The organism is Microbacterium sp. NPDC055599 (assembly GCF_053618975.1).
In genome coordinates, this window is the sequence record NZ_JBSHIM010000016.1 from 44,824 (window position 1) to 67,376 (window position 22,553).

Consider the following 22,553-nt stretch of genomic DNA (forward strand, 5'->3'; position numbering starts at 1 on the left):
GGGTGGAGCCATGGCGAGGAAGATCGACATCATCGACGGTCGTGCGGCGCTCGACGCCGTCCGGGCGGCGGAGGCGGCGGGCGAGAGGCCCCCGCGCACGTCGCTCGCGACCGCGGTGCGGTATCTGCTGCAGCTGCTCGACGAGAAGGCACCGGGCAACAGCGTCGAGGTGCGGGTGCCGCCGTTCGGGGCCGTGCAGGTGATCCAGGGCCCGCGGCACACCCGGGGCACCCCGCCGAACGTCGTGGAGATGGACGCGGCGACCTGGATCGCGGTCGCCACGGGCGCCGAGGCCTGGACCGCCGCGGCCGAGTCCGGTCGGGTGCACGCCTCCGGCACCAGGGCCGACCTCGCCGGGGTGCTGCCGCTGCGGCCCTAGCGTCGCGCGACCACGAGGGGCACGCCCGTGGCCGGGTGGGGGAACACGTCGACGGGTTGCCCGTAGACCTGCTCGATCCGGGAGGCCGTGAGCACCTCGGCCGGGGTTCCGCCGGCGGTGACGCGGCCGTCCGCGAGCAGGGTCACGCGGTCGGCGTGCGCGAGCGCGGCATTCAGGTCGTGCAGCACGATGGCCACCGCGGCCCCCTCGGCGGCGCGGGCGCGGAGGAGCCGCATGACGTCTTCGTGGTGCTTGAGGTCGAGGGCCGCGGTGGGCTCGTCCAGCAGCAGCACGCCGGTGCTCTGGGCGATCACCCGGGCCAGGGCCACGCGGGCGCGCTCGCCGCCGGAGAGGGAGGGCACCGCGCGGGGCCCGAGCGCCGTGACCTCGGTCTGCGTCATGGCGTCCGCGACGATCCGGTCGTCGTCGACCGCGGGGGTGCGCGCCCACGGAGTGCGGCCCATGCGCACGACCTGTTCCGCGGTGAACGGGAAGGTGACCGTGTTCTCCTGCAGCAGCACGGCCCGCTGCTGCGCGAGGGCACGCGGCCGCAGGTCTCGCAGCGGGCGGCCGTCGAGGAGCACCTCCCCGGAGGCCGGGGCGACATCGCCCGCCAGCACGCCGAACAGGGTGGACTTGCCCGCGCCGTTCGGTCCGACGAGCGCGTGCACCTCGCCCGCGTGCACGTCGATCGAGGCGTCGTGGAGGATGGTGCGTCCCTCGCCCACGCGCACCGTGAGTCCGGTGCCCCGCAGCCGCGGCATCACGCCCACCCTCCCGAGCGACGGCGCGTGCGCACCAGCAGCCAGAGGAAGAACGGCCCGCCCACGAGGGAGGTGATCATGCCGATCGGAAGGTCGGCCAGGGGAACGGCCGTGCGGGCGACGAGGTCGGCGACCGCGATGAGCAGCGCGCCGCCGAGGGCCGAGGCGATCACGAGGGGCAGGTGTGCGGGTCCGATCATCATGCGCATGAGGTGCGGCACGACGAGGCCGGCGAAACCGATGATCCCGGCGAACGCGACCGCGGCGCACACCAGCAGCGCGACGGTCACGATGACCACGAGGCGCAGCAGCTCGACGCGCACGCCGAGGTGCCGGGCGGTGCGCTCGCCGAGGGCGAAAAGGTCGAGGCTCGGCGCGACGATCAGGGCGACCACGACGCCGATCGCGACGAGCGGCGCCACGAGCTGGATGTTCGACCAGAGGGCCCCGTTGAGCGACCCGAGCTGCCAGAACACGATCTGCTCGCGCGTCGACGTGGTGCCGAGGAAGGTGAAGAACGCCATTCCCGCCCCGGCGATCGCGTTGATGGCGATGCCGGTGAGCAGCAGGGTCACGACCTCGGTGCGGCCGCCCGAGCGGCTGAGGAGGTACACGGAGAAGACCGCGACCAGCCCGCCCAGGAACGCGAACGCGGGGGTGGTCCACATGTCGAACGTGGCGAGGCCGAACGTGATGCTGGCCGCCGCACCGAGCGCCGCGCCCGACGAGACGCCCACCACGCCCGCGTCGGCGAGGGGGTTGCCGAAGATCGCCTGCATGAGCACGCCGGACACCGCGAGCGCGGCGCCCACGAGCAGGCCGAGCACCAGGCGCGGCAGTCGCAGGGTGTAGATCACGCCGTAGTCCGTGGCGGCGTCCGGCGCCCAGGCGGTGTCGATGCCGAGGCCCCGCAGCAGCACGCCCAGCAACGCCGTGGGCGACAGGTCGTACTGACCGCTGGTGATCGAGACGACGCACGTGACGGCGAGGGCGACGAGGACCCCCGTGACGACCAGCCCGAAGCGCAGTCCGCGGTGCCGCGACGGCGTGGGGGTGACGACCTCGCCGCTCACTGGGGCGGCTCGGCGGTGTACAGCGCGCGGGCGAGGGCGCCGATCACGTCGGCCGACCGGGGACCGAAGCTCAGGATCTCCGCGTCGGCCATGTCGATCACCCGGCGGTTCGCCCCGGCCGGGGTCTGTGCCACGGCGGGGATCCGTTCGATCAGCCCGTCGATGCCTCCCACGGACTCCAGGCCGTCGGTCATCATGACGAGCACGTCCGGCTGCGCGGCGACCAGGGCCTCCGCGGTCATCGGCTTCATGCCCTCCCAGCCGATCTCGGAGGCGACGTCGACACCGCCGACCGCATCGATGAGCGAGTCCGCCCCCGAGTCCGCGCCGAAGATGTAGTAGACGTTGGCGCTGCCGCGCACGTAGAGGAACAGCATGCGGGCGCGGTCCTCCGGTGCGGCCGGGGTCACCTGCGCGATCTCGCCGAGCACGGACGCCACCCGCGCATCGAGGCGCTCGATCAGCTTGGCGCCGCGGCTGGGCACCCCGAGCGCGGCGGCGATCTCGGTGACGAGCGCATCGGTGGTGTCGAGGCGACGGTCGCCCGAGATGACGACGACCGCGATCCCGGCGTCCCGGAGCTGCTGGCGGACTTCCTTCGGGCCGATCGTGGTGTCGGTGAGGATGACGGTGGGAGCGAGCCCGAGGATCGCCTCGGGGTTGAGCGTGTGGCCGGTCTTCGTGACCACGGGCAGCTCCTCGGTGCCGGGGAACAGGGTCGAGGAGTCACGGCCGACCACCTGGTCGCCGAGGCCGAGCGCGAACACCGTGGACGCGATCGTGCCGGAGATGTCGATCGGGAGGATGCGGTCGACGTCGGTCACCTCGACCGTCCGACCCTCGCTGTCGGTCACCGTCACGGGCAGCTGGGGCGCGGTGCGGTCGTCGACCGGGGTGATCGCGTGGCTGGCGAGGCAGGCGGTCGCGGGACCCGTGGCGGTGCGGACGTCGTCCACGAGGTCGAGCTCGGTGAGGGGGACCGAGGCCTGAGGGCAGGTGTCGTCGACGGCCGGCGGGGCTGCGGCGGTGGCGTCGGGGTCGGCGCAGGCGGCGAGTCCGACGGCGAGAGCGGCAGCCAGGACGAGGGCGGAGAGGCGTCGCATTAGGCAAGGCTATCCTAAAACTTGACGCTGTCGTGGCGAGCGCCCTACGCTCGGGATCGACGGCTTACTTAGCTGAGCCTAACCAATATTCCATCCTCGCCCGACTGCCCGTGCGGCCTCGTCGGAGCGCTCCCGAGCGCGCCCGGCGGCCGTGGAGAATCGTGAACGACACAGCCATAGCATCCCCCGGGAGCCCGCGCCTGCGCGCCCTGCTCGCCGCCCTGATCTCCGTCCTCCTCATCGCCGCCGGGGCGGTGATCGTCCCACCCGCGCACGCCGCCGGCGGAACCGTGACCCCCACCGTCACCTCCGCAGACACCGCCGGTCTCACCGTGCAGGTGCAGGCGAGCGGTCTGCCCGACGTGACCGGCGCCTACGCCGCGCTCATCGTGAAGGGCACCGAGAGCGGTCTGATCGGGTCCGGCGGCTACGCCGCGTTCGCGCTGCCGTTCCCGCGCGTGGAGGGCGGCGCAAGCAGCTTCGCCCTCACCGCCGCCGTGGGATCGCTCGACCGCACGAAGGCGTACGAGGTGCTCGTGTGGCAGCAGCACTCCAACCCGAACGAGACGACCATCTACGGCCGCGGCGACGCGGCGATCTCGGCGGCACAGTGGGACGCGCTGTTCGGCACCACGCCGACCGATCCCGGGGAGACCGACCCGGGCACCGATCCGGGGGAGACCGACCCGGGCACCGATCCCGGTGAGACCGACCCGGGAGAGACGGACCCCGGTGAGACCGACCCGGGCACCGACCCCGGCGAGACCGACCCCGGCGAGACCGACCCGGGCGAGACGGATCCGGGCGAGACGGATCCGGGTACCGACCCGGGCACCGATCCCGGAGAGGGTGAGCCGTCCGCGGCGATCGCGGTGTTCCTCGCCGACGGCGTGACCCCTGCGACCGGTGTCGCGCTCAGCGCCGGTGACCGGATCGTCGTGAAGGGCAGCGGCTACGACCCGACCGCGAACGTCGGCGGGCGCGGCGTGCCCATCCCCGCGCACCTGCCGCAGGGCACCTACGTGGTGTTCGGCAACTTCGGCGCGGACTGGCAGCCGTCCACGGGCGCCGCATCGTCGACACGCTCCGTCGGTGCCCAGGCCTGGGCGCTCGCCGAGGGTGTGCTGGACCAGGTGCCCGCGAAGTATCAGGGCGCGATCCGTGCGCAGTGGGTCGACATCTCCGCCGACGGCTCGTTCCAGGTGACGCTCACCCTGAAGGACACGCCCGCGACTCCCGGCTCCTACGGCGTCTACACCTATGCGGCAGGCGGTGTGCGCAACGCCGACCAGGAGCGCAGCGTCGCCCTGGACTACCGCATCGCCCCCACGCTCACCGCGTCGGTGGAGTCCGCCACCGCGAAGGACGGCCTGACCGTCACGGCAGCCGCGGCGAAGCTCGGCGCGGTCACCGGCGCCTACGTGGCGCTCATCGAGGCGGGGACCGAGGCCGACGTCACGGCCGGCGGCGGCTTCCTCGCGATGCAGTACGTGCGGAACATCGACGCCGGTGCGTTCACGGTCGACCTGAACACCGCCGCGAAGAACCTCGACCGCACCCAGACCTACGAGGTGATCGTGTGGAAGCAGCACACGATGCCGAACGACGCCACGATCCACGCGCGCGCCGCGGTCACGATCACCGACGCGCAGTGGACGGCGCTGCTCGGCGACGAGCCGGAGGAGCCGGCGGAGCCGAAGCCGCCCGTGACGCCGACGACGCCGCCGGTGAGCGTGCCGGGCGGCTCGCTGCGCTGGGCCATCTCCACGTCGTTCGCGAACTACGTCGCCGGTCCCATCGCGCAGGGCGCCATCCAGGTGTCCGGCGGCGCGACGCGCTCCGGCGGACAGTTCCAGTTCGGGCAGACCGTCGGCGGCGACTACGACGCGAGCACCGGCCTCGGCAGCGTGGTCTACCGCGGCGCCGTGCGCTTCACCGGTCACCACGGCGTGCTCGACGTCACGGTCTCCGACCCCGTGGTGCGGGTGACCTCGACGGGAGCAGCGACGGTGTACGTGACCAGCGGCGGCGCCCAGGTGCCGTTCGCGACGCTCGACCTGACGCGCGCGGCCCGGATCACGGCGAACGGAGCCGTGACCTACTCGGGCGCCCCCGCCACGCTGACGGCCGCCGGTCGTGACCGCGTGCTCTCGGGCTACTCCACCACGCTCGACCCGGTCACGTTCACGATCGGCTCGGCCGCCGCGGCACCCTCGGGGTCGACCGGCACCGTCGCCGCCGCCGCGGTCGTGAAGCGGGCAACGCTCCCCGCGACCCCGCCGGCGAGCGAGGGCATCGATGTCGACGAGCAGAACCTCGCCGCGCTCGCGTCCGGGCAGCCGGCCACCGTCACCGCCTCCGGGTTCCGCCCCAACGAGGAGGGCATCAAGGTCGTGGTGTACTCCACGCCCGTGCTGCTCGACACCGTGACCGCCGATGCCTCGGGTGTCGCGACCTGGTCGGGCGCCCTGCCCGCCGCGCTCGAGGACGGCGCGCACACGCTCACGTTCCAGGGGTCGGTCGACCGCGGTCTCGCGTTCACCCTCGCTCGCGCGACCGCCGCGATCGGCACGTGCACGGTCGAGGGGGCGACGCTGAACTGGGGGTACAAGGAGTCGTTCCGCACCTACATCGAGGGCATTGCGAAGGGTGGCTGGACCCTGACCGACGTGGCCTACCGTTACCCCGACTTCGTGTGGGAGAACGGTGCGGGCTCGCTCGACGGCACCGCGCTCACCGGGCTCGTCACCTACGGCGGCAGCATCGCGTTCACGGGCCACGACGGTGCGCTGAACACCACGCTCGGGAACGCCAGGGTCGAGTTCGCGGGCGACACCGGCTACCTCGTGTTCGACGTGACCGGCACCACGCAGGCCGGGGAGAGCGTCGACCAGCAGGGCGTGCGACTCGCGGAGTTCCCGCTCGCGGACGCCGCGGTCGTCGACGGCGCGCTCCGGCTGGACGCGGTGGCCACGACGCTCACCGAGGCGGGGGCCGCGGCCTTCGGCACGTATCAGGCGGGGGAGCAGCTCGACCCGGTGACCGCCGTGATCCCCGTCGACACCGCGTGCGGCACGGCCGTGGCGGAGGAGCCGGAGGCGGACGCGGAGGCGAGCGCGGCGGTCACCGCGGTGACGGAGCCGGCCGACACGGAGGGTGCACCGGTCTGGCCGTGGATCGTCGGCGGCCTCGTCGTCGTGGCGCTCGCCGCCGGGGGAGGCGTGCTGATCGCCCGCCGCAGCCGCACGGCACAGGCCGCGCCGGAGACCACCGAGGTCTGAGCCGCGGACGCACCCGCCCTCTCCCGGACGACCGGGGGAGGGCGGGTGCGCAGGGGGCCGGGTGCCCGACCCGCCCGGACGGTGGGACAATGGAGAAATGGCCCCCCAGGATTCCCACCAGACCGTCGAAGCGACCGTGCGCCGTGTGCCGCGGTACGGCGTGCTCATGGGCATCGGGGTCGTGCTCGGGGTCGTCGTCGCGGGCGTCCTCACGATGATGGGCAGCTACGACGAGTCGCAGGCGCTCGATGTGGTGTATCCCCCCGGTCAGGTGTTCGGGTTCCTGCTGCTGTGGACCGTGCCGATCGGTCTCGCGCTCGGCGGGGTCGCCGGGCTCGTGCTGGAGCGGGTCGCGCGTCGCCACGACCGCGTCGTGAAGGTCGACCGCGAGACCGTCGTCGACGGCGAGGACTGAGCTCAGGCCAGCTCGGCGATCACGGGCCGGATGGCCGCGTCGAACGCCACCACGTCACGCCGCAGGCCGTCGGTCACCGCGACCGACAGTGCCCCGATCCACCAGATGCCCCGCTGTGACAGCGGCAGCACCTGCACGTTCAGCTCGAACGAGTGGGCGCGCCGGCCGATCTCCCGCTCGAACTCCGCGATCGCGCTCGCATAGGCGCGGTAGGCGTCGCCGCCGGTGTGGCTGGTCATGGCGCCGACGTAGCGGTCGTGCGCCGCGTGGGCGAAGCGCAGGGCGGTCGCGGCGTGCGGCCGGATCGCCGCGGCGAGCTCGTCGGCCCCGGTCGCGGGCAGCGCGACGAGCGTCTCGAACCCGTCGATGAGCTCGAGCGGCACCCCGGAGTGATGCGCCCGCGGCTCGACCGTCATGTCCCAGTAGTCGCGCCACTGCGCCTCGATGGCGGGCGAGGCGTCCACGGCATCCGGCGCTCGCACGGGGAGCTCCCGGAGGGTGGGCAGGTCCTCCGGCGCGCGGATGCCCAGCAGCTGCCGCAGGGCGAGCGCGACCAGCACGGGGACGCTCGCGTCCTCGCGGATGAGCCACTGCGGCTTGTCGGCCATGCGCCCATCGTAGGGGGCGGTGCACCGGGCTCGGCGTCCTCGCAAGGTAAACCCCTGGACGAGCCGCGTCAACCCTCGCCGTGATACCCGGAGGGGGGAGTAGACCTGCCTGCACGTCGGCGGCCGTCGGCGCGGAGTCGAGAGGAAGAACGATGTCGCAGAGCAATGCACAGGGTGTCGCCGGCGGCGGCACGGACGAGTCGCCGGGGACCGTGAAGACCGCCGCGCACGAGGCGGCCGGGGTCGCCGGTACTGCGAAGGATGAGGCGGCGGGGGTCGTCGAGACCGCGAAGGCCGAGGCCGGCGCTGTCGCGCACGAGGCGAAGGACCAGATCCGCGACCTGTACCACCAGACCACGGCCGAGCTGTCGGAGCAGGCGGCGATCCAGCAGCGTCGCGTCGCGGACGGGCTGCGGTCGGTCGGCGGAGAGCTCGGCTCGATGGCGCAGAACGCCGAGGGCGGGGTCGCGGCGGATCTGGTCCGTCAGGCCTCCACCCGCATCCAGGGCATTGCCGGCTGGATCGGCGACCGTGACCCGGGGTCGCTGCTGACCGAGGTGAAGTCGTACGCGCGGGCCAAGCCGGGCACGTTCATCGCGGTCGCCGCCGTGGCCGGACTCGTCGTGGGACGCCTGACCCGGGCGCTGTCCGAGGGGGCGGCGGAGTCGGGTTCCGGCACGTCGACGCCGACCGCGGGCGCGGCCTCCACCACCGCGGTACCGGGGGCGACCGCCTCCGGGCTCTCGGGAGCGGGGGCCACTCCGAACCTCGACCCGGCGGCGACGACGCCGGCGGCGGTTCCCGGTTCCACGACGAGCGCGGGCGTGGGTGCCGGTGTCGGTGCGGCCGGAGCCTCGGACACGGGCGGCAGCACCACGCTCGGCCAGCCGCCGCTGCCGACCGACGGCACCGTGCCGGGTGCCCCCGATGGGATGAGCGGCATCGACGCGGGTACCGCGCCGTGGGGCGTGACCCGTGACGAGGACCGCGGCGACACCCCGCTCTACGACAGGACGGACGCGGCCAACCGCGCACCGGGTGACGAGGAGCGACCATGACCGACGCCACCCCGACGCCTTCGGAGCAGAAGGCGGAGACCACCTCGCTGGGCGACCTGCTCAGCGAGGTCACGAGCGACCTGTCCACGCTGATGCGACAGGAGCTGGAACTCGCGAAGGCGGAACTCAAGCAGTCCGCGACGCGGGCCGGCCGCGGAGCGGGCATGCTCGGCGGGGCGGGCTACGGCGCGATGATGGCCGTCTTCTTCCTCTCCGTCGCGCTGTGGTGGGGTCTCGGCTACTACGTGACCGGTCTCGGCTGGTCGGCCGTGATCGTCGCGGTCATCTGGGCGCTGGTCGCCCTGGTCCTGTTCCTGGCGGGACGCACGCAGTTGAAGAGCATCGAGGGGGCGCCGCGCACGGTGGACAGCCTCAAGCGGATCCCCGATGCCGTGAAGAGGAATGAGGAGAACAAATGAGCGATTCACCCGACGCGATCCGCGCGGACATCGAGCGGACCAGGGCGGAGTTCGGCCGGGACGTCGACGCGCTCGCCGATAAGGTCACCCCCTCGAAGGTCGTGCACCGGCAGACGCAGAAGATGAAGGGTGCCGCGCGCTCCGTGGTCGACCGCGTCATGGGCGTGGCCGACGACGCGGGCAGTCACGTGGGCGACGCGTCGTCCTCGGTGGCGGATGCCGGCCGGCACGCCGTGGCGAAGGCGCAGGGCAACCCGCTCGCGGTGGGGCTCATGGCCTTCGCCGCCGGGCTCGTCGTCGCCGCCGTCATCCCGTCCTCCACGAAGGAGAAGGAGCTGGCGGGCGAGCTGAAGGAGAAGGCCCAGCCGCTGGTCGACGAGGTCACCGAGGTCGCGAAGACCGTGGGCGAGGATCTCAAGGAGCCGGCGCAGGAGGCGTTCGCGGCCGTGAAGGACGAGGCCGCCGGTGCCGCCGAGCACATCCGCGATGACGCGACCCACGCGGTGGACGAGGTCAAGGGCAGTGCGCAGGACGCCCGCGACACCGTCACCGGAAGCTGATCGGCGAGCGCTCCCCGGGGTCCGATGCCGCGGCACGGCACCGGACCCCCGGGCTCTGTAGCCGGTCGGGGGCTCCGGGCGCAAGCCCGTTCTCCGACCGGCTCCGTCATGACAGGGTCATGATCATGAAACTCGTCTCCTACGCCGGGCAGCAGGTCGTCACGACGGACGACGTGGCGGACGCCCTGGTCACCCTGGCCGCCTCCCTCGCCAGCGAGGGCGAGTCCGCGGCCGTGCAGATCCCGATCCACGTGGACGGGGAGAAGGACAGCGCCGACCTGATCGTCGGCGTCGGGAACGACCTCCTGGTCGGTCCGCAGTCGTCGAACGGCGACGACCCGGACTTCTCCGCGGACGCGGCAGCCCTGCGCGAGCACCGTTTCTACCCGAAGCCGACGGCCGAGGACGGGGATGTCGACGACGACGGACTGCCGGCGATCGACCTCGACCTGGACCGCGGAGTCTGACGTGTCGCATCCGCAGACGCTCGACGTGCCCGAGGAGGGCGCCGCGCACACACCGTCGAAGGCGCTGTGGGCGTCGGTCGCGGACGGGTTCTACGTGGGCAGCCACGCCGGAACCTTCCTCGGCTACGTCGACCGCCAGCCCGGGGGCCTGTGGCGCGCCTTCGACTCCGCCTCACAGATCATCGGCGACTTCACCGACCATCACACGGCCATCGCCGCGGTGACCGAGGCCATGACGGACGACACCGCTGCAGGGGGACACCTCGGATGACGATCGACCACGCGCTGCTCTCGCTCGTCTACTGCAGCACCGCCACCCGCGCGTTCGACGACGACGAGCTGCAGGCCCTGCTCGCCTCGAGCCGCGCGGCGAACCAGGCGCGGGAGATCACCGGTCTCCTGCTGTACCGCGAGGGCGAGTTCGTGCAGATCCTCGAGGGCGAGGAGGGCGTGGTCGAGGCGCTCATGACCCGCATCTCCGAGGATCCGCGTCACCACGACGTGCGGGTGCTCCTGCGCGAACCGCTGCACGAGCGCCGGTTCGCGGACTGGACGATGGGGTATCAGCCGATGGTGGCCGCCGAGCCGCGCCTGGCCGAGGGGTACCGCGACTCGTTCGACGATCTGCGCGTCGGCGACCACGACATGATCGGCCGGGCGCTCATGGAGCTCACGATGTGGTTCCGCGTGCGGCAGGCCGCGCAGCGGGCCGAGGCTCTGGAGATCCGGTAGGGCTGCGGGCGGTAGGCTGTTCGAGTGGCTGCCTCCCCCACCAACCCCTATTCCGAAGCCGGTGTCGATACTGCTGCCGGCGATCTCGCGGTCGAGCTGATGAAGTCGTCCGTGCGCGCGACGCACGGACCCGAAGTGCTCGGCGGCGTCGGCGGTTTCGCCGGCCTCTTCGACGCGAGCGCGCTGCGCGACTTCCGGCGTCCGCTGCTGGCGACCAGCACCGACGGCGTCGGCACCAAGGTCGCGATCGCGCAGGCCATCGACAAGCACGACACGATCGGGCAGGACCTGGTCGGCATGGTCGTCGATGACATCGTCGTGGTGGGTGCGAAGCCCCTCTTCATGACCGACTACATCGCGTGCGGCAAGGTCGTGCCCGAGCGCATCGCCGACATCGTCCGCGGCATCGCCGGGGCGTGCGCGGCCACCGGCACCGCGCTGGTCGGTGGCGAGACGGCCGAGCACCCCGGACTGCTCGGGCCGCGCGACTACGACGTGGCGGGAGCCGCGACCGGCGTGGTCGAGGCGGATGCGATCCTCGGCGCCGAGCGCGTGCAGGACGGCGATGCGGTGATCGCGGTCGCCTCCAGCGGCCTGCACTCCAACGGCTACTCGCTCGTGCGTCACATCATCACGGGCGCCGGCATCTCGTACGCCGACACCGCCGCCGACTTCGGCACCACGTGGGGCGAGGCCCTGCTGGAGCCCACCCGCCTGTACACGCTGCCGCTGCTGCGCCTGATCGAGCAGCTCGGCGGCGGCGTGCACGCCCTGAGTCACGTGACCGGCGGCGGCATCGCGGCGAACCTCGCGCGCGTGCTCCCGCAGGGCAGCTGGGCCGAGGTCGACCGCGGCACGTGGTCGCCCAGCCCGGTGTTCCGCGTGCTGAGCGACATCGCCGGGTCGACGCTGGAGTCGGCCGAGGGCACCTGGAACCTGGGCGTCGGCTTCCTCGCGGTGGTCGCCGGCGACAAGAAAGACGCGGCGATCGCGGCGCTGGACGCCGAGGGCATGCCCGCGTGGCAGGTCGGCACCGTCGGCTACGGCCCGCGGCCGACCGGCGAGTTCGAGCAGGGCGCCAAGGGCGTCGACGGTGGAGCGGTGCGCCTGGTGGGCGCCTACGCGGACGGAGCGAAGTAACACCCCATGTGCGGCATCGTCGGAATGGTGGGGACAGCCCCGGTCAATCAGGACATCTACGACGCGCTCCTGCTGCTGCAGCATCGCGGGCAGGACGCGACGGGCATCGCCACGGCGGAGGCCAACGGCGTGATGCACAACGCGAAGGCGCAGGGCATGGTGCGCGAGGCGTTCCGCACCCGCGACATGCGCGCGCTGCTCGGCAACGTCGGCCTCGGCCACGTGCGCTACGCCACCAAGGGCACCGCGTCGAGCGAGGAGGAGATGCAGCCGTTCTACGTGAACGCGCCGTACGGCATCATCCTCATCCACAACGGCAACCTCACGAACACCCGTGAGCTCACGGCCGAGATGGCGAAGCGCGACCGCCGTCACCTGAACTCGTCGAGCGACACCGAGCTGCTGCTCAATGTGCTCGCGGGCGAGCTGCAGGCCACCACGTCGACGGTCGACCTCGACCCGGAGCGCATCTTCGAGGCGGTCGCCCGCACCCACGAGCGCATCGAGGGCGCGTATGCGGTGATCGCGGTGATCGCGGGCTACGGTCTGCTGGCGTTCCGCGACCCGTTCGGCATCCGGCCGCTGATCCTGGGCCGCCGTCCGTCGACCGTGCCCGGCGCGGAGGGACGCGACGAGTGGGTCGTCGCGAGCGAGTCGCTGGTGCTGGAGAACGCCGACTACGAGGTCGTGCGCGAGGTCGAGCCCGGTGAGGCCGTGTTCATCACGAACGACGGCGAGCTGTTCACGCGGCAGTGCGCCACGGAGACGCACCTCGCGCCGTGCGCGTTCGAGTACGTGTACCTCGCCCGCCCCGACTCGATCATGAACGGCATCTCGGTCTACGAGTCGCGCCTGCGCATGGGCGACAAGCTGGCCGACACGATCGCCAAGCACGTGCCGATGGACAAGATCGACGTGGTCATGCCCATCCCCGACTCCTCGCGCCCGGCCGCGATGGAGGTGGCCCGCAAGCTCGGCATCGAGTACCGCGAGGGCTTCTACAAGAACCGCTATGTGGGCCGCACGTTCATCATGCCGGGGCAGGCGGTGCGCAAGAAGAGCGTGCGCCAGAAGCTCAACGCGATGTCGGCCGAGTTCCAGGGCAAGAACGTGCTGCTGATCGACGACTCGATCGTGCGCGGCACCACGTCGAAGGAGATCATCCAGATGGCCCGCGACGCCGGCGCCTCCTCGGTGACCTTCGCCTCGGCGGCCCCGCCCGTGCGGCACCCGCACGTGTACGGCATCAACATGCCGTCGCGGCACGAGCTGATCGCGCACGGCCGCACGATCCCCGAGATCGCGGAGGAGCTGGGCTGCGACCACCTGGTGTACCAGGAGGTCGACGACCTGAAGGCCGCGATCACCGAGGGCTCCGTGCTGGAGGATCTCGACATGAGCTGCTTCGACGGCCGGTACGTCACCGGCACCGTCACCGACGAATACCTCGCCTGGGTGGAGGGGTCGCAGACCTCATGACGGCGCCGAGCGCGCGACCGCTCTGGAAGGGTCGGGCTCTCGCGCTGGTCGGGATCGTGCTGGTCGCGTTCTCGCTGCGATCGGCGGTCGCCTCGCTGTCTCCCGTGCTCGACCACGTCGCGGAGGACTTCCCGGTCTCGTCCGTGATCGTGGGGCTGATCGGCGCGGCGCCGCCGGTGTGCTTCGCGCTGTTCGGCCTGCTGACGCCGCTGTTCGAGCGTCGGTTCGGCCTGGAGCGGATGGCGGTCGTGGCGATCGTGCTGATGGCGGCCGGGATGCTGCTGCGTGGTCTGGCCCCGGACTCGTGGAGCCTGCTCGCGGCGACGGCCGTGGTGTTCGCGGGGGTCGGTTCGGGCAACGTGCTGCTGCCGCCGCTGGTGAAGAAGTACTTCGCCGACCGTCTCGGCGTCATGATGACCGCGTACTCGACCACGCTCGCGGTCTCCACGTTCCTGCCGCCGCTGGTCGCGGTGCCCGTGGCCGACTCGCTCGGCTGGCGCATCTCCCTCGGCATGTGGGGCGTGGTGGCGGCGCTGGCGCTGGTGCCCTGGGTCACGCTGCTGGTGCGCACGCGCGGGGAGCGCGATCGTCCGATGCCCACCGAGCTCCTGGCGCCCGACCCGACCGACGGCGTGGACGATGTGCGTGACGCGGTCGCCGCCTCGACCGGACCGATCACGACCCAGTCGGCGAGCCCGCGCGTGTTCGGGCGGCTCTGGCGGCTGCCGCTGGCGTGGGCCCTCGCGCTCGTGTTCGGCACCTCGTCGACCATGGCGTACGTGGCGTTCGCGTGGCTGCCGACGATCCTGGTCGACCTGGGTGGCGTCAGCCCGGCGACCGCGGGCTTCCTGCTGTCGCTGTTCGCTCTGGTCGGGCTGCCCTGCTCGATGCTGGTGCCCGTGCTCGTGGTGCGGTTCCAGGCGACGCGGCCGCTGTTCCTGGTGGCGGTCGCGGCGGGACTGGTGGGGCTGCTCGGGCTGCTGCTCCTGCCGACCGTGGCGCTGCCGCTGTGGGTGGCGATCTTCGGCCTCACGGCCATCATGTTCCCGCTGAGTCTGGTGCTGCTGAGCATCCGTGCCCGCACGCCGGAGAGTGCCGTCGCGCTGAGCGGGTTCGTGCAGAGCATCGGCTATGCGATCGCGGCTGTCTTCCCGCTGCTGGTGGGGCTGCTGCACGAGACGACCGGCGGGTGGCAGGTGCCGCTGCTGGTCGTCGCCGCGGTGCTCGTGGTGTCGATCCCCGCGGGTATCGTCGCCGGTCGCCGCCGCACGATCGAAGACGAGTGGGAGCGCCGGCACGGCCGCTGGTGACGAGGGCCGCGAGGCGGTAATCTAACGTGTTACCTCTCTTTGCGTGGCGGTCTGCACCGCCGGAAAGCGGTGTGCCCGATGGACATGACATCACCATCCCGAGTCAGGACCGGTGCGGCGACCCCGCAGCCGGACGAACCCGGTGAGCGCTTCCTCAGCATCTCCAGCGTCGTCATCGCGGTCGTCTCCCTCGTGTGCGGCTTCGCCCTGTTCCCGCCGCTGGTCGGGGTGATCGCCGGGCTCCTCGGTCGGCAGCGCGAGCCGCGCGGACATGCGATCGCGGCGTGGGGCATCGCGCTCAACCTCGTGGTCCTGCTCGGCTGGGTGGTGCTGCTGGCGGTGCTCGTGCTCACCGGCACCCTCACCGCGCTTCTGCATCCGTAACCGCCCGGACACGACGAAACACCCGCACGAGGTGCGGGTGTTTCGAACCGGGAGGCTAGGCCTTCTCTAGTTCGTCTTCGTCTTCGTCCGCGTACTCATCGGCCCACTTGTCGACGTAGGTGTCTTCGTCGGAGTCGCTCGAATGCCCGAGCTCGCGCTCCAGCGCCGAGTAGTTCACCGACGGACTGTACGCCTTGAGTTCGCGGGCGATCTTTGTGTGTTTCGCCTTCTGACGGCCACGGCCCATGCCTGAGACCCCCTCACGAGTTAAGCTGCGGGCAGACGGGCGCCCGAGTCATTCACGACACCGGCTCGCGGCCGGTAAGAGTAGCATTCAGAATAGCATGCGGGGAACACGCCCTGGCCGATGCCGGGCCGCCGAAGGGAGCGATCTTCATGACCGACAGCACCTCGAACCCCTCCGATGAGGCCACGCAGAACGCAGCGCTGCAGAAGGCGGTGATCGTCGGCATCCAGGTGGATCAGGATCCGCGCGTGCTCGACGAGGCCGTCCGCTTCGCCCGCCTGCTGAACGCGCCGCTGGTGGTCGCGCACGTCGACGTCACCCGCTTCGTGACCTACGAGGACCCCGACGGCTACGTGCACTCGGCGCCGATCGACATCAACTTCGACGCGGGAGCGGCGGAGTTCGAAGCGGTCGAGGCTGCCGCTGCCACCCAGCTGCGCGACCGCGGCATCACCTGGACCGCCCGTCAGCTCGTCGGCGATCCGGCGCTGGCGATCAAGCAGCTCGCGAACAAGCTCGATGCGCAGTTGATCGTGGTCGGCACGCGCAAGCGCGGCCTCGGCGAGTCCATCCGGGAGTTCTTCACCGGCTCGGTGGCGGCACGTCTCACGCATCGCCAGCATCGCTCGGTGCTCGTGGTGCCGCTGGGCGAGCTCGTGCCCGACGACCAGAAGGAGATCTGGCCCGAGTAGTCGGACAGACGCGAGAGGGCCCCGTCGACCGTTGTCGGCGGGGCCCTCTCGCGTCAGCCCGTGTGGATGACGATGCCGCGTGCCGGTGCGAGGGGGCGCTCCGGCGGGGATGCCGTTGCCGCGGTCGTGGGCGCCGGGAGCTGCGGAGCGGACCGATCCGCCGCCGGTGTCGGACGCGCGGGCGGGTCCACCGGCGGCGGGGCGTTCACGATCCCGACCGGCTCAGGCCCGCGGTGACGCCGCGCGCGGCCTCGTCGAGGGCGTTCTCGAGCTCGGTGACGATCGTCGCGGGGAGCAGCCCGCCCTTCGCCACGTGCGTGCGCAGGTCGGTGCGGACGCGTGCCCGGAACGCGTTGATGATCGCGTCCGCGCGGTGGAGCTCGTCGCGGCTCGTGAGGCGCGCGTCGTCGGTCTCCGTCCGGGGGCGGCTCTTCGCCGCGGCCCTGTCGTCCTTCGCCGCGGTCGCGAGGTCGGCCCGCAGGCTCTTCATCGCCTCCTGCACGCTCTGGCGCACCTCGTTGGCGATCAGGCGCACCGAGTCCGTGATGCCCGCCTCGATACCCGCGAGGTCGGCCTCGCGCGAGGCGAGCTCGGCGCGTCCGGCCTCGGTGATCGCGTAGATCGTGGTGCGGCCGTCGACGGTCTTGGTCACGAGGCCCTCCTCCTCCAGCTTCGCGAGGCGCGGGTAGATGGTTCCGGCGCTGGGCGTGTAGGTGCCGCCCGTGCGATCGGTGAGCGACTGGATGATGCCGTAGCCGTGCTGCGGCGACTCGGCCAGCAGCGACAGCAGATACAGCCGCAGGTCGCCGTGCGAGAAGACCGCGGGAGTCATGCTTCCTCCCATTCGGGGTCGTCGGCGATCGAGGCCGGAGTGCGGCGCAGCACCGTGACCCCGCCGGAGACGGAGTTGGCGCGCAGGTCGACGAAGCGCCCGGCGAGCTCGCCCGTGGTGCCGGTGTAGTTGCTCGGACCGGACGAGCTGCGCTCGACGCCGTCGATCAGGAGGCGGCCGCTGAGCGAGCGGATCACGTAGTTCGCGGCGAGCGACTCGTCGAGGCGCACGGTGGTGCCGCCCGACACCGAGTTGACGGTGATGGTGTTCACGTCGCCCGCGGCGTCGATCGTCGTGGAGCCGGAGACGATGTCGACGACCGCCTTGCGCACGGTGCCGGTCACCGCGACGTCGCCCGAGACGCTGTTGGCGTTGATGGAGCCGGTGAGGCCGCGCACCTGCACGTCGCCGGAGACGGAGTTGACGCTGAGGTCGCCGATGAGTGTGTCGACGATGATGTCGCCCGAGACGGTGTTGAGGCGGGCGTCGTTGCGGATGCCGGAGACGAGGGCGCCGGCGCTGACGACGCCGAGGGTGAGGGCGATCGACCGGGGGACGGCGACGCTGACCTCGGCGCGCGGGCCGCCCGAGCCGAAGTTGCGGAACACCTCGAGGAAGTTGTCCCAGCCGAGCTGCGGGTGGTCGATCTCGACCTCGCCGTCGTGGGACTCGATGCGGAGGTCCTTCGTGGTGACGCCGTGCACCTCGATGCGGATGCCCGGTTCGTCGTGGGCGATGACGTCGACCTGTCCGCCGACCAGGCCGATCTTGAGCCGGGTGGCCGACTCGATGTCGATGACGCGTTCCTCGCCGGGGGCGATGAGCCACTTCTCGGTCATGTGCTTCTCCTTGAGTCGGAATCACGATATATCGTGTGTCCCTCAGTGAACACGATATATCTCGATGTGTCAAGGGTGACCGCCACGACCGCTTGACATTGACGTTGCGTCAACTTCTACCGTGGAGACATCACACCGAGAGGAGGAGACATGACGAAGGCGGACTGGTCGATCCAGGAGATCGCACGGCTCGCGGGCACCACGAGCAGGACGCTGCGTCACTACGACGACATCGGCCTGCTCCCGCCCTCGCGCATCGCCGCGAACGGCTACCGGCACTACGACGGCGAGGCGCTCGTGCGGCTGCAGCGCATCCTGCTGCTGCGCGAGCTCGGACTCGGACTGCCGCAGATCGCCGACGTGCTGCGCGCTGACGCCGCACCGACCGAGGCCGCAGCCCTCGAGACCCACCTCGCGCTGCTGCGCGCGGAGCAGAACCGGCTGGCGCGGCAGATCGCGTCGGTCGAATCCACCATCACGGCATTGAGAGGAGGTGAGAACCTCATGGCAGAGAACATGTTCGACGGCTTCGACCACACCCAGTACAAGGAGGAGGTCGAGGAGCGCTGGGGTCGTCAGGCCTACGCCGACAGCGACCGCTGGTGGCGCGGGATGACCGACGCCGAGCGCGCCGACTGGCAGCAGCGCGTGTCCGACCTCGGACGCGACTGGGTCGCCACGGCCGAGAGCGGTGCCGACCCCGCGTCCCCCGAGGCGCAGGAGCTCGCGCGACGTCACGTCGAGTGGCTCACGGGCATCCCCGGCACACCCGCCGCGGCGCCCGGCGGCGACGTGAAGGCGTACGTGACCGGGCTCGGCGAGATGTACGTCGCCGACCCGCGCTTCGGCGTGAACTACGCCACCTCGGACGGCGGCACCCGCGGCGCCGAGTTCGTGCGCGACGCCCTCCGCATCTACGCAGACGGCAACCTCTAGCGGGTCCGGCCTGTCGCCCCGCTCCTGTCACCGGGAGCGGGGCGACAGGCGCAAGCTCAGCCGGACGCCGCGCCGAGGTGACGGGCGAAGAAGCGAGCGGCGTCGTCCGCAGCGAAGGCCGGCACCCCGGTGTGGCCGCCCAGGTTGGCCTGCAGCGTCTTCTCCGAGGAGGCGAACGCGTCGAACAGCTCGAGGGCCATCGCGCGGTCGTTGCCCTCGTCGTCCCACTGCAGCAGCACGTGCACCGGGATCGTGATCCGTCGGGCCTCGGCGAAGGTCGCGCGCGGCACGTAGCTCCCGGCGAACAGGCCCGCGGCGACGATCCGCGGGTCGACAGCGGCCAGGCGCGTCGCGACCGCGATCACCCCGCCCGAGATCCCGACGCGCTCGCCGATTTCCGGCAGCGCGAGCACCGCGTCCATGGTCCGCTGCCACTCGGGCACCGCCGCGTCGACGAGCGGCAGGATCAGCCGATCGATCAGCTCGTCGCCTGGCGCGCGCGCTTCGTCGAGTGCGCGGACCAGGTCTGCGCGGGCCTCGGCGGCACCGGCGAGCGGTGTGCGCTCGCCCGCACCGGGAAGCTCGATCGCGACGGCGGCGAACCCCTGCGCGGCACACGCCCGCGCCCGGCCGGTGAGACGGGAGCGCATTCGCTGCAGGCCGAAGCCGCCGGGCTGACCCAGCAGGACGAGCGGAACGGGGGTGTCGGGAGAGGCGGAGACGGGGGTCCAGAGCACGCCGGGGACGCCCCTGACGACGAACTCGCGTTCGATGACGCCGTCGCTGAGACGCGGCGCCGAGGTGAAGTGCATGGTCATGGTCGTACCTTTCGGGAATGCGGCAGAACTGCGGCACTCCCGGGCGACCTATCGCCCGACCGCGACTCCTCGGAGGAGCACCGACGTCGTTGTGAACACGGACACCACCTCCTCGCCTCGGGCACGGGCTCCCAGGCTACCGCGCGGTCGAGGGCGGACGCCGTACCGAATCCGGACGGCGGCGCGCAAGGGGGCGCTCCGCGGCGACGCCCGGGCGTAGGGTCGGGTCATGGTCCACCGACGTCGGCGCTCGAACGCCGCGCCGCTGTTCGTCGCCGCGGCCGCCGCCTACACGGCGAACTGCGCCCTCGGCGCCTCGGTCGCCCTCCGCCTGGTCGACACCCGCGACTTCCGGTGGCTGCACCACGCGCTCTACATCGCCACCTGCGCGACCGCGGCGCTCGCCGCCAGCGCCGGGCTGTGGGGCGAGCCGCGTCGCCCCAGCCGCCGCGCCGCCCTCGCCCTGCTCCCCGCGGCCGCGCCGCTCGCCGCGATCCCGTACCTCGGCACGCACACGCGCCGCCACCCGCTCGTGGCGCTGGCCGCCGCGCCCTTCGTCCTCGCGGGACTGCTGCTCTCCCGCTCCGCCGACCGGAAGTGAACGCATGGAACTCCTCGACGCCATCCGCCGCCGCAAGACCACCAACGGCCCGTTCCTGCCCGACCCCGTGTCGGAGGAGCACCAGCGCATCCTGCTGGAGGCGGCAGGGCGGGCGCCGTCGCAGCTGAACAGCCAGCCGTGGCGCTTCGTGGTGATCGAGAACCGCGACACCATCGAGCAGATCGCGCGCATCTCGGGCGAGAGCATGACCGAGGCGATGTCGAACGGCACCTTCTTCGAGCGCTACAAGCCGTACTTCCGGTTCAGCGAGGAGGAGATGGAGCAGAAGCGCAGCGGGATGCTGTTCGACAAGCTCCCCGCTCCGCTGCGGCCGTTCACCTCGCAGGTGTTCACGAAGCGGGGCCAGACGCTCATGAACACGTTCGGGGTGCCGAAGACGCTGGGCTCGGAGAACCGCAAGCTCGTGGCAGGGTCGCCGCTGCTTCTCGGGGTGATGCTCGACCGCAGCGAATACCGGCCGGGACAGCTGTCGTCGTTCTACTCCGTGTTCAGCATGGGGGCCGCGATGGAGAACGTGTGGCTCACCACGGTCGAGCTCGGGATGGGCATCCAGTTCATCTCCTTCCCGATGGAGGTGCCGGGGCGCTGGGACGAGATCGTGTCACTGCTGCGCGTGCCCGACGACCTGGAGCTCATGGCCTTGTACCGGCTGGGGTACCTGCCGCCCGAGCAGCGGCGCCCGGCGATCGACTGGTCGAGCAGCCAGCGCAAGCTCGCGTCGCAGTACGTGTTCCGCGAGAGCTGCGACACCCCGCAGCAGGGGTGGGACGAGCCGCTGCGCTGACGGGGTCGCGCGGGCCGGATCGGGTGGCGGCGAAAGTCGGGGAGAGCTTTCGGGCCTGTCTCGGTGCGTGATGGTTTCGGGACGCTGGCCGGCCGCGCTGTTCGCCGCGGCCGGCCAGCTGGTGCTTTCAGTGGGTGTCAGCTGCACGGCGTGGCAGCAGGGGGAGGGTGAGCAGCGAAAGCGCGGTGCAGGCGAGCACGATGAACAAGCAGACCAAGAGCCCGGCTTGTGGTGAGGTGCCCCCGGCTGCGCCGAGGTAGCTGATCGAGATGACGGCAGCACCGATCGCGGTCGCGATCTGCTGCGCGGCGTTCAGCGCTCCGCTGGCACTCCCGGTTTCGGAGTCGTCGACGTCGCCCAGTGCGACGGCGAACACGGTTCCGAACCCGCATCCCATCCCCAGACCGCAGATGAACAGCGGGACCGCCACCAGCCACGGCGAGCCGCTGGCGAGGGCGATGACCGCGAGGTAGCCGCTGACTCCGACCAGGAGCAGCACCAGGCCGATGAGCAGGAGACGTCGACCGAGCATGGGGATGAGCGCACGCGTGGAGAAGGACGCGGCGATGATCCCGACTGACGCGGCCGCGACGATAGCTGCTGCGGGAAGCACGGCCAGGCCGAGTCCGATTTGCAGATAGAGCGTCGTGGCGAACAGCACTCCCGCGGTGACGGCGAAGAACCCGACGCCCACGACGACCCCCGCGGTGAAGGATCGCTTGCGGAAGAGTGACGGCGCGAGCAGCGGGTGCCGTGCTCGACGCTGTTGGGCCACGAACGCGGCCAGTGCGGCGATCCCGAGCGCGCCCAGGAGAACAGGCCACCACGGCGTGAGCGGCGCCTGGAGCAGGGTCAGCGCGCCGAGGACGCCGAGCAGCCCGACGCTGAGGAGGATCACCGCCAGAGGATCGAGCGTGACCGCCGCATCGGCCTCGATTCGGGGCAACGTGCGGATGGCAAGCACGAGCAGGGCGGCCGCGACGAGAACGTTCACGACGAACACGGCACGCCAGCCAAGGCCGAGGGGGTCGGCTGAGATGACGAGTCCGGCGAGGACGGGACCACTGATCGAGCTGACAGCCATGAGCGGGCCGAACAGTCCGAAGACGGGACCGAGTTTGTCTCGCGGGAAGGAGCGCAGCAGGAGCGTGAAGCCCTGCGGGATCATCAGTGCACCGAACGCGCCTTGGATGACGCGGAACAACACGAGCGTGCCGGCGGTGGGGGCGAACGCGCACAGGGCGGATGCCGCCCCGAAGCCGCACAGGCCGATCAGGAACACCCGACGAGCTCCGTGCCGGTCGCCCAGACGGGCGCCGAGAACCAGCATGGAGCCGAGGGCGAGCGCATAGGACGCGCCCAGCCAGGGAGCCAGCCAGTCCGGAGCGCCGAACGCTTCCAGGATCGAAGGCGTGGCGATGTTCGTGACGGTTGAGCTCAGAAGGTCGATGACGTCTGCAACGAGCACGACGGCGAAGATCAGCCAACGAGCGAGAGGGGAAGGGTAAGTGTTTTCACGCACAGCAAACAGCTCTCTGATGAGAGGTTCAGACGCTCCGGGGTGGAGCGCCGTGCTGGCCGGAAGTCCCGACACGGCTGGAAGCCGCTGCA

26 protein-coding genes are annotated in these 22,553 nt (G+C 71.6%); 17 read left to right on the forward strand and 9 right to left on the reverse strand.

The window, feature by feature from the left end:
* Positions 1–10 precede the first annotated feature (10 nt).
* Positions 11–379, forward strand: coding sequence for a sterol carrier family protein (locus tag ACWGQ1_RS15205; RefSeq protein ID WP_136032839.1), 369 nt, complete (start codon positions 11–13; stop codon positions 377–379).
* Here the strand turns inward: ACWGQ1_RS15205 and ACWGQ1_RS15210 are convergent.
* The 3 genes from ACWGQ1_RS15210 to ACWGQ1_RS15220 are packed head-to-tail and all read right to left on the reverse strand — an operon-like array spanning position 376 to position 3,319.
* Entirely contained in the window at positions 376–1,143 is a 768-nt protein-coding gene (locus tag ACWGQ1_RS15210; protein WP_452313240.1) for a heme ABC transporter ATP-binding protein, read from the reverse strand. The genes ACWGQ1_RS15205 and ACWGQ1_RS15210 overlap by 4 nt on opposite strands.
* Complete coding sequence (locus ACWGQ1_RS15215) at positions 1,143–2,216, reverse strand: iron chelate uptake ABC transporter family permease subunit (protein WP_452313241.1); 1,074 nt, start codon at positions 2,214–2,216, stop codon at positions 1,143–1,145. Before ACWGQ1_RS15215 ends, ACWGQ1_RS15210 begins: the two co-directional genes overlap by 1 nt.
* Positions 2,213–3,319 carry an ABC transporter substrate-binding protein gene (locus ACWGQ1_RS15220; RefSeq protein ID WP_452313242.1) on the reverse strand — a complete coding sequence of 369 codons (1,107 nt, stop codon included), beginning with the start codon at positions 3,317–3,319 and terminating at the stop codon, positions 2,213–2,215. The genes ACWGQ1_RS15215 and ACWGQ1_RS15220 overlap by 4 nt, the downstream gene beginning before the upstream one ends.
* Positions 3,320–3,480: 161 nt before the next feature.
* Here ACWGQ1_RS15220 and ACWGQ1_RS15225 point away from each other — a divergent pair, with 161 nt between their 5' ends.
* A complete protein-coding gene (locus ACWGQ1_RS15225) occupies positions 3,481–6,600 on the forward strand; it encodes an HtaA domain-containing protein (RefSeq protein ID WP_452313243.1) in 3,120 nt (1,039 codons plus the stop codon).
* Between the two features lie 97 nt (positions 6,601–6,697).
* Complete coding sequence (locus ACWGQ1_RS15230) at positions 6,698–7,015, forward strand: potassium transporter Trk (RefSeq protein WP_136036057.1); 318 nt, start codon at positions 6,698–6,700, stop codon at positions 7,013–7,015.
* A 2-nt stretch (positions 7,016–7,017) separates the two neighbouring features.
* Here the strand turns inward: ACWGQ1_RS15230 and ACWGQ1_RS15235 are convergent, their stop codons facing one another.
* Complete coding sequence (locus tag ACWGQ1_RS15235; protein ID WP_136045920.1) at positions 7,018–7,623, reverse strand: zinc-binding alcohol dehydrogenase; 606 nt, start codon at positions 7,621–7,623, stop codon at positions 7,018–7,020.
* Between the two features lie 152 nt (positions 7,624–7,775).
* Here ACWGQ1_RS15235 and ACWGQ1_RS15240 point away from each other — a divergent pair, with 152 nt between their 5' ends.
* The 10 genes from ACWGQ1_RS15240 (at position 7,776) to ACWGQ1_RS15285 (ending at position 15,172) form a co-directional block, all read left to right on the forward strand.
* Positions 7,776–8,681 carry a hypothetical protein gene (locus tag ACWGQ1_RS15240; RefSeq protein ID WP_452313244.1) on the forward strand — a complete coding sequence of 302 codons (906 nt, stop codon included), beginning with the start codon at positions 7,776–7,778 and terminating at the stop codon, positions 8,679–8,681.
* Positions 8,678–9,100 (forward strand): phage holin family protein, encoded by a 423-nt coding sequence (locus ACWGQ1_RS15245; protein ID WP_136029164.1) that lies wholly within the window; start codon positions 8,678–8,680, stop codon positions 9,098–9,100. The genes ACWGQ1_RS15240 and ACWGQ1_RS15245 overlap by 4 nt, the downstream gene beginning before the upstream one ends.
* Positions 9,097–9,660 carry a DUF3618 domain-containing protein gene (locus tag ACWGQ1_RS15250; protein WP_136029167.1) on the forward strand — a complete coding sequence of 188 codons (564 nt, stop codon included), beginning with the start codon at positions 9,097–9,099 and terminating at the stop codon, positions 9,658–9,660. The genes ACWGQ1_RS15245 and ACWGQ1_RS15250 overlap by 4 nt, the downstream gene beginning before the upstream one ends.
* Positions 9,661–9,785: 125 nt before the next feature.
* Positions 9,786–10,127, forward strand: a complete 342-nt coding sequence (locus ACWGQ1_RS15255) for a hypothetical protein (protein WP_136029170.1) — start codon at positions 9,786–9,788, stop codon at positions 10,125–10,127.
* A gap of 1 nt (position 10,128) precedes the next feature.
* Complete coding sequence (locus ACWGQ1_RS15260) at positions 10,129–10,398, forward strand: hypothetical protein (protein ID WP_136036060.1); 270 nt, start codon at positions 10,129–10,131, stop codon at positions 10,396–10,398.
* Positions 10,395–10,859, forward strand: coding sequence for a BLUF domain-containing protein (locus ACWGQ1_RS15265; RefSeq protein WP_452313245.1), 465 nt, complete (start codon positions 10,395–10,397; stop codon positions 10,857–10,859). Before ACWGQ1_RS15260 ends, ACWGQ1_RS15265 begins: the two co-directional genes overlap by 4 nt.
* A gap of 24 nt (positions 10,860–10,883) precedes the next feature.
* Entirely contained in the window at positions 10,884–11,999 is a 1,116-nt protein-coding gene (gene purM / locus ACWGQ1_RS15270; RefSeq protein ID WP_206251896.1) for a phosphoribosylformylglycinamidine cyclo-ligase, read from the forward strand.
* A 6-nt stretch (positions 12,000–12,005) separates the two neighbouring features.
* Positions 12,006–13,478, forward strand: a complete 1,473-nt coding sequence (gene purF / locus ACWGQ1_RS15275) for an amidophosphoribosyltransferase (protein ID WP_136029176.1) — start codon at positions 12,006–12,008, stop codon at positions 13,476–13,478.
* Positions 13,475–14,788: an MFS transporter gene (locus tag ACWGQ1_RS15280; protein ID WP_452313246.1), complete on the forward strand. Its 1,314-nt coding sequence runs from the start codon at positions 13,475–13,477 to the stop codon at positions 14,786–14,788. Before purF ends, ACWGQ1_RS15280 begins: the two co-directional genes overlap by 4 nt.
* Positions 14,789–14,872: 84 nt before the next feature.
* Complete coding sequence (locus ACWGQ1_RS15285) at positions 14,873–15,172, forward strand: hypothetical protein (RefSeq protein ID WP_247982698.1); 300 nt, start codon at positions 14,873–14,875, stop codon at positions 15,170–15,172.
* 55 nt (positions 15,173–15,227) lie between these two features.
* On the opposite strand, the gene ACWGQ1_RS15290 is transcribed toward ACWGQ1_RS15285, so the two are convergent.
* Complete coding sequence (locus tag ACWGQ1_RS15290; RefSeq protein WP_452313247.1) at positions 15,228–15,419, reverse strand: DUF3073 family protein; 192 nt, start codon at positions 15,417–15,419, stop codon at positions 15,228–15,230.
* A gap of 149 nt (positions 15,420–15,568) precedes the next feature.
* Between ACWGQ1_RS15290 and ACWGQ1_RS15295 the strand changes: the two genes are divergently transcribed.
* On the forward strand, positions 15,569–16,111 hold the full coding sequence (locus tag ACWGQ1_RS15295) for a universal stress protein (RefSeq protein WP_136029185.1): 543 nt from the start codon (positions 15,569–15,571) through the stop codon (positions 16,109–16,111).
* Positions 16,112–16,316: 205 nt separating this feature from the next.
* Here the strand turns inward: ACWGQ1_RS15295 and ACWGQ1_RS15300 are convergent, their stop codons facing one another.
* Positions 16,317–16,943, reverse strand: coding sequence for a PadR family transcriptional regulator (locus tag ACWGQ1_RS15300; protein WP_136029187.1), 627 nt, complete (start codon positions 16,941–16,943; stop codon positions 16,317–16,319).
* The gene (locus ACWGQ1_RS15305) at positions 16,940–17,782 is read right to left on the reverse strand and encodes a DUF4097 family beta strand repeat-containing protein (protein WP_136029189.1); all 843 of its coding nucleotides are present in this window, start codon (positions 17,780–17,782) and stop codon (positions 16,940–16,942) included. Before ACWGQ1_RS15305 ends, ACWGQ1_RS15300 begins: the two co-directional genes overlap by 4 nt.
* 150 nt (positions 17,783–17,932) lie before the next feature.
* On the opposite strand from ACWGQ1_RS15305, the gene ACWGQ1_RS15310 reads away from it, so the two are divergent.
* Entirely contained in the window at positions 17,933–18,718 is a 786-nt protein-coding gene (locus ACWGQ1_RS15310; RefSeq protein WP_452313248.1) for a TipAS antibiotic-recognition domain-containing protein, read from the forward strand.
* 56 nt (positions 18,719–18,774) lie between these two features.
* Here ACWGQ1_RS15310 and ACWGQ1_RS15315 read toward each other — a convergent pair whose 3' ends face one another.
* A complete protein-coding gene (locus ACWGQ1_RS15315; RefSeq protein WP_452313249.1) occupies positions 18,775–19,536 on the reverse strand; it encodes a dienelactone hydrolase family protein in 762 nt (253 codons plus the stop codon).
* A 229-nt stretch (positions 19,537–19,765) separates the two neighbouring features.
* Here ACWGQ1_RS15315 and ACWGQ1_RS15320 point away from each other — a divergent pair, with 229 nt between their 5' ends.
* Positions 19,766–20,137 carry a hypothetical protein gene (locus ACWGQ1_RS15320; RefSeq protein WP_378822413.1) on the forward strand — a complete coding sequence of 124 codons (372 nt, stop codon included), beginning with the start codon at positions 19,766–19,768 and terminating at the stop codon, positions 20,135–20,137.
* A 4-nt stretch (positions 20,138–20,141) separates the two neighbouring features.
* Positions 20,142–20,942 (forward strand): nitroreductase family protein, encoded by an 801-nt coding sequence (locus tag ACWGQ1_RS15325; protein ID WP_452313250.1) that lies wholly within the window; start codon positions 20,142–20,144, stop codon positions 20,940–20,942.
* A gap of 127 nt (positions 20,943–21,069) precedes the next feature.
* Here ACWGQ1_RS15325 and ACWGQ1_RS15330 read toward each other — a convergent pair whose 3' ends face one another.
* On the reverse strand, positions 21,070–22,536 hold the full coding sequence (locus ACWGQ1_RS15330) for an MFS transporter (RefSeq protein ID WP_452313251.1): 1,467 nt from the start codon (positions 22,534–22,536) through the stop codon (positions 21,070–21,072).
* Between the last annotated feature and the right edge of the window lie 17 nt (positions 22,537–22,553).

What these genes read in the sequence shown, in the direction of transcription:
- ACWGQ1_RS15210 (WP_452313240.1), bottom strand. Translation starts at nt 1,143, where the DNA reads ATGCCGCGGCTGCGGGGCACCGGACTCACGGTGCGCGTGGGCGAGGGA.
- ACWGQ1_RS15220 (WP_452313242.1), bottom strand. Translation starts at nt 3,319, where the DNA reads ATGCGACGCCTCTCCGCCCTCGTCCTGGCTGCCGCTCTCGCCGTCGGA.
- ACWGQ1_RS15205 (WP_136032839.1), top strand. Translation starts at nt 11, where the DNA reads ATGGCGAGGAAGATCGACATCATCGACGGTCGTGCGGCGCTCGACGCC.
- ACWGQ1_RS15320 (WP_378822413.1), top strand. Translation starts at nt 19,766, where the DNA reads ATGGTCCACCGACGTCGGCGCTCGAACGCCGCGCCGCTGTTCGTCGCC.
- ACWGQ1_RS15295 (WP_136029185.1), top strand. Translation starts at nt 15,569, where the DNA reads ATGACCGACAGCACCTCGAACCCCTCCGATGAGGCCACGCAGAACGCA.
- ACWGQ1_RS15280 (WP_452313246.1), top strand. Translation starts at nt 13,475, where the DNA reads ATGACGGCGCCGAGCGCGCGACCGCTCTGGAAGGGTCGGGCTCTCGCG.
- ACWGQ1_RS15305 (WP_136029189.1), bottom strand. Translation starts at nt 17,782, where the DNA reads ATGACCGAGAAGTGGCTCATCGCCCCCGGCGAGGAACGCGTCATCGAC.
- ACWGQ1_RS15230 (WP_136036057.1), top strand. Translation starts at nt 6,698, where the DNA reads ATGGCCCCCCAGGATTCCCACCAGACCGTCGAAGCGACCGTGCGCCGT.
- ACWGQ1_RS15235 (WP_136045920.1), bottom strand. Translation starts at nt 7,623, where the DNA reads ATGGCCGACAAGCCGCAGTGGCTCATCCGCGAGGACGCGAGCGTCCCC.
- ACWGQ1_RS15315 (WP_452313249.1), bottom strand. Translation starts at nt 19,536, where the DNA reads ATGACCATGCACTTCACCTCGGCGCCGCGTCTCAGCGACGGCGTCATC.
- ACWGQ1_RS15310 (WP_452313248.1), top strand. Translation starts at nt 17,933, where the DNA reads ATGACGAAGGCGGACTGGTCGATCCAGGAGATCGCACGGCTCGCGGGC.
- ACWGQ1_RS15285 (WP_247982698.1), top strand. Translation starts at nt 14,873, where the DNA reads ATGACATCACCATCCCGAGTCAGGACCGGTGCGGCGACCCCGCAGCCG.
- ACWGQ1_RS15245 (WP_136029164.1), top strand. Translation starts at nt 8,678, where the DNA reads ATGACCGACGCCACCCCGACGCCTTCGGAGCAGAAGGCGGAGACCACC.
- ACWGQ1_RS15300 (WP_136029187.1), bottom strand. Translation starts at nt 16,943, where the DNA reads ATGACTCCCGCGGTCTTCTCGCACGGCGACCTGCGGCTGTATCTGCTG.
- ACWGQ1_RS15290 (WP_452313247.1), bottom strand. Translation starts at nt 15,419, where the DNA reads ATGGGCCGTGGCCGTCAGAAGGCGAAACACACAAAGATCGCCCGCGAA.
- ACWGQ1_RS15255 (WP_136029170.1), top strand. Translation starts at nt 9,786, where the DNA reads ATGAAACTCGTCTCCTACGCCGGGCAGCAGGTCGTCACGACGGACGAC.
- ACWGQ1_RS15325 (WP_452313250.1), top strand. Translation starts at nt 20,142, where the DNA reads ATGGAACTCCTCGACGCCATCCGCCGCCGCAAGACCACCAACGGCCCG.
- purF (WP_136029176.1), top strand. Translation starts at nt 12,006, where the DNA reads ATGTGCGGCATCGTCGGAATGGTGGGGACAGCCCCGGTCAATCAGGAC.
- ACWGQ1_RS15250 (WP_136029167.1), top strand. Translation starts at nt 9,097, where the DNA reads ATGAGCGATTCACCCGACGCGATCCGCGCGGACATCGAGCGGACCAGG.
- ACWGQ1_RS15265 (WP_452313245.1), top strand. Translation starts at nt 10,395, where the DNA reads ATGACGATCGACCACGCGCTGCTCTCGCTCGTCTACTGCAGCACCGCC.
- ACWGQ1_RS15240 (WP_452313244.1), top strand. Translation starts at nt 7,776, where the DNA reads ATGTCGCAGAGCAATGCACAGGGTGTCGCCGGCGGCGGCACGGACGAG.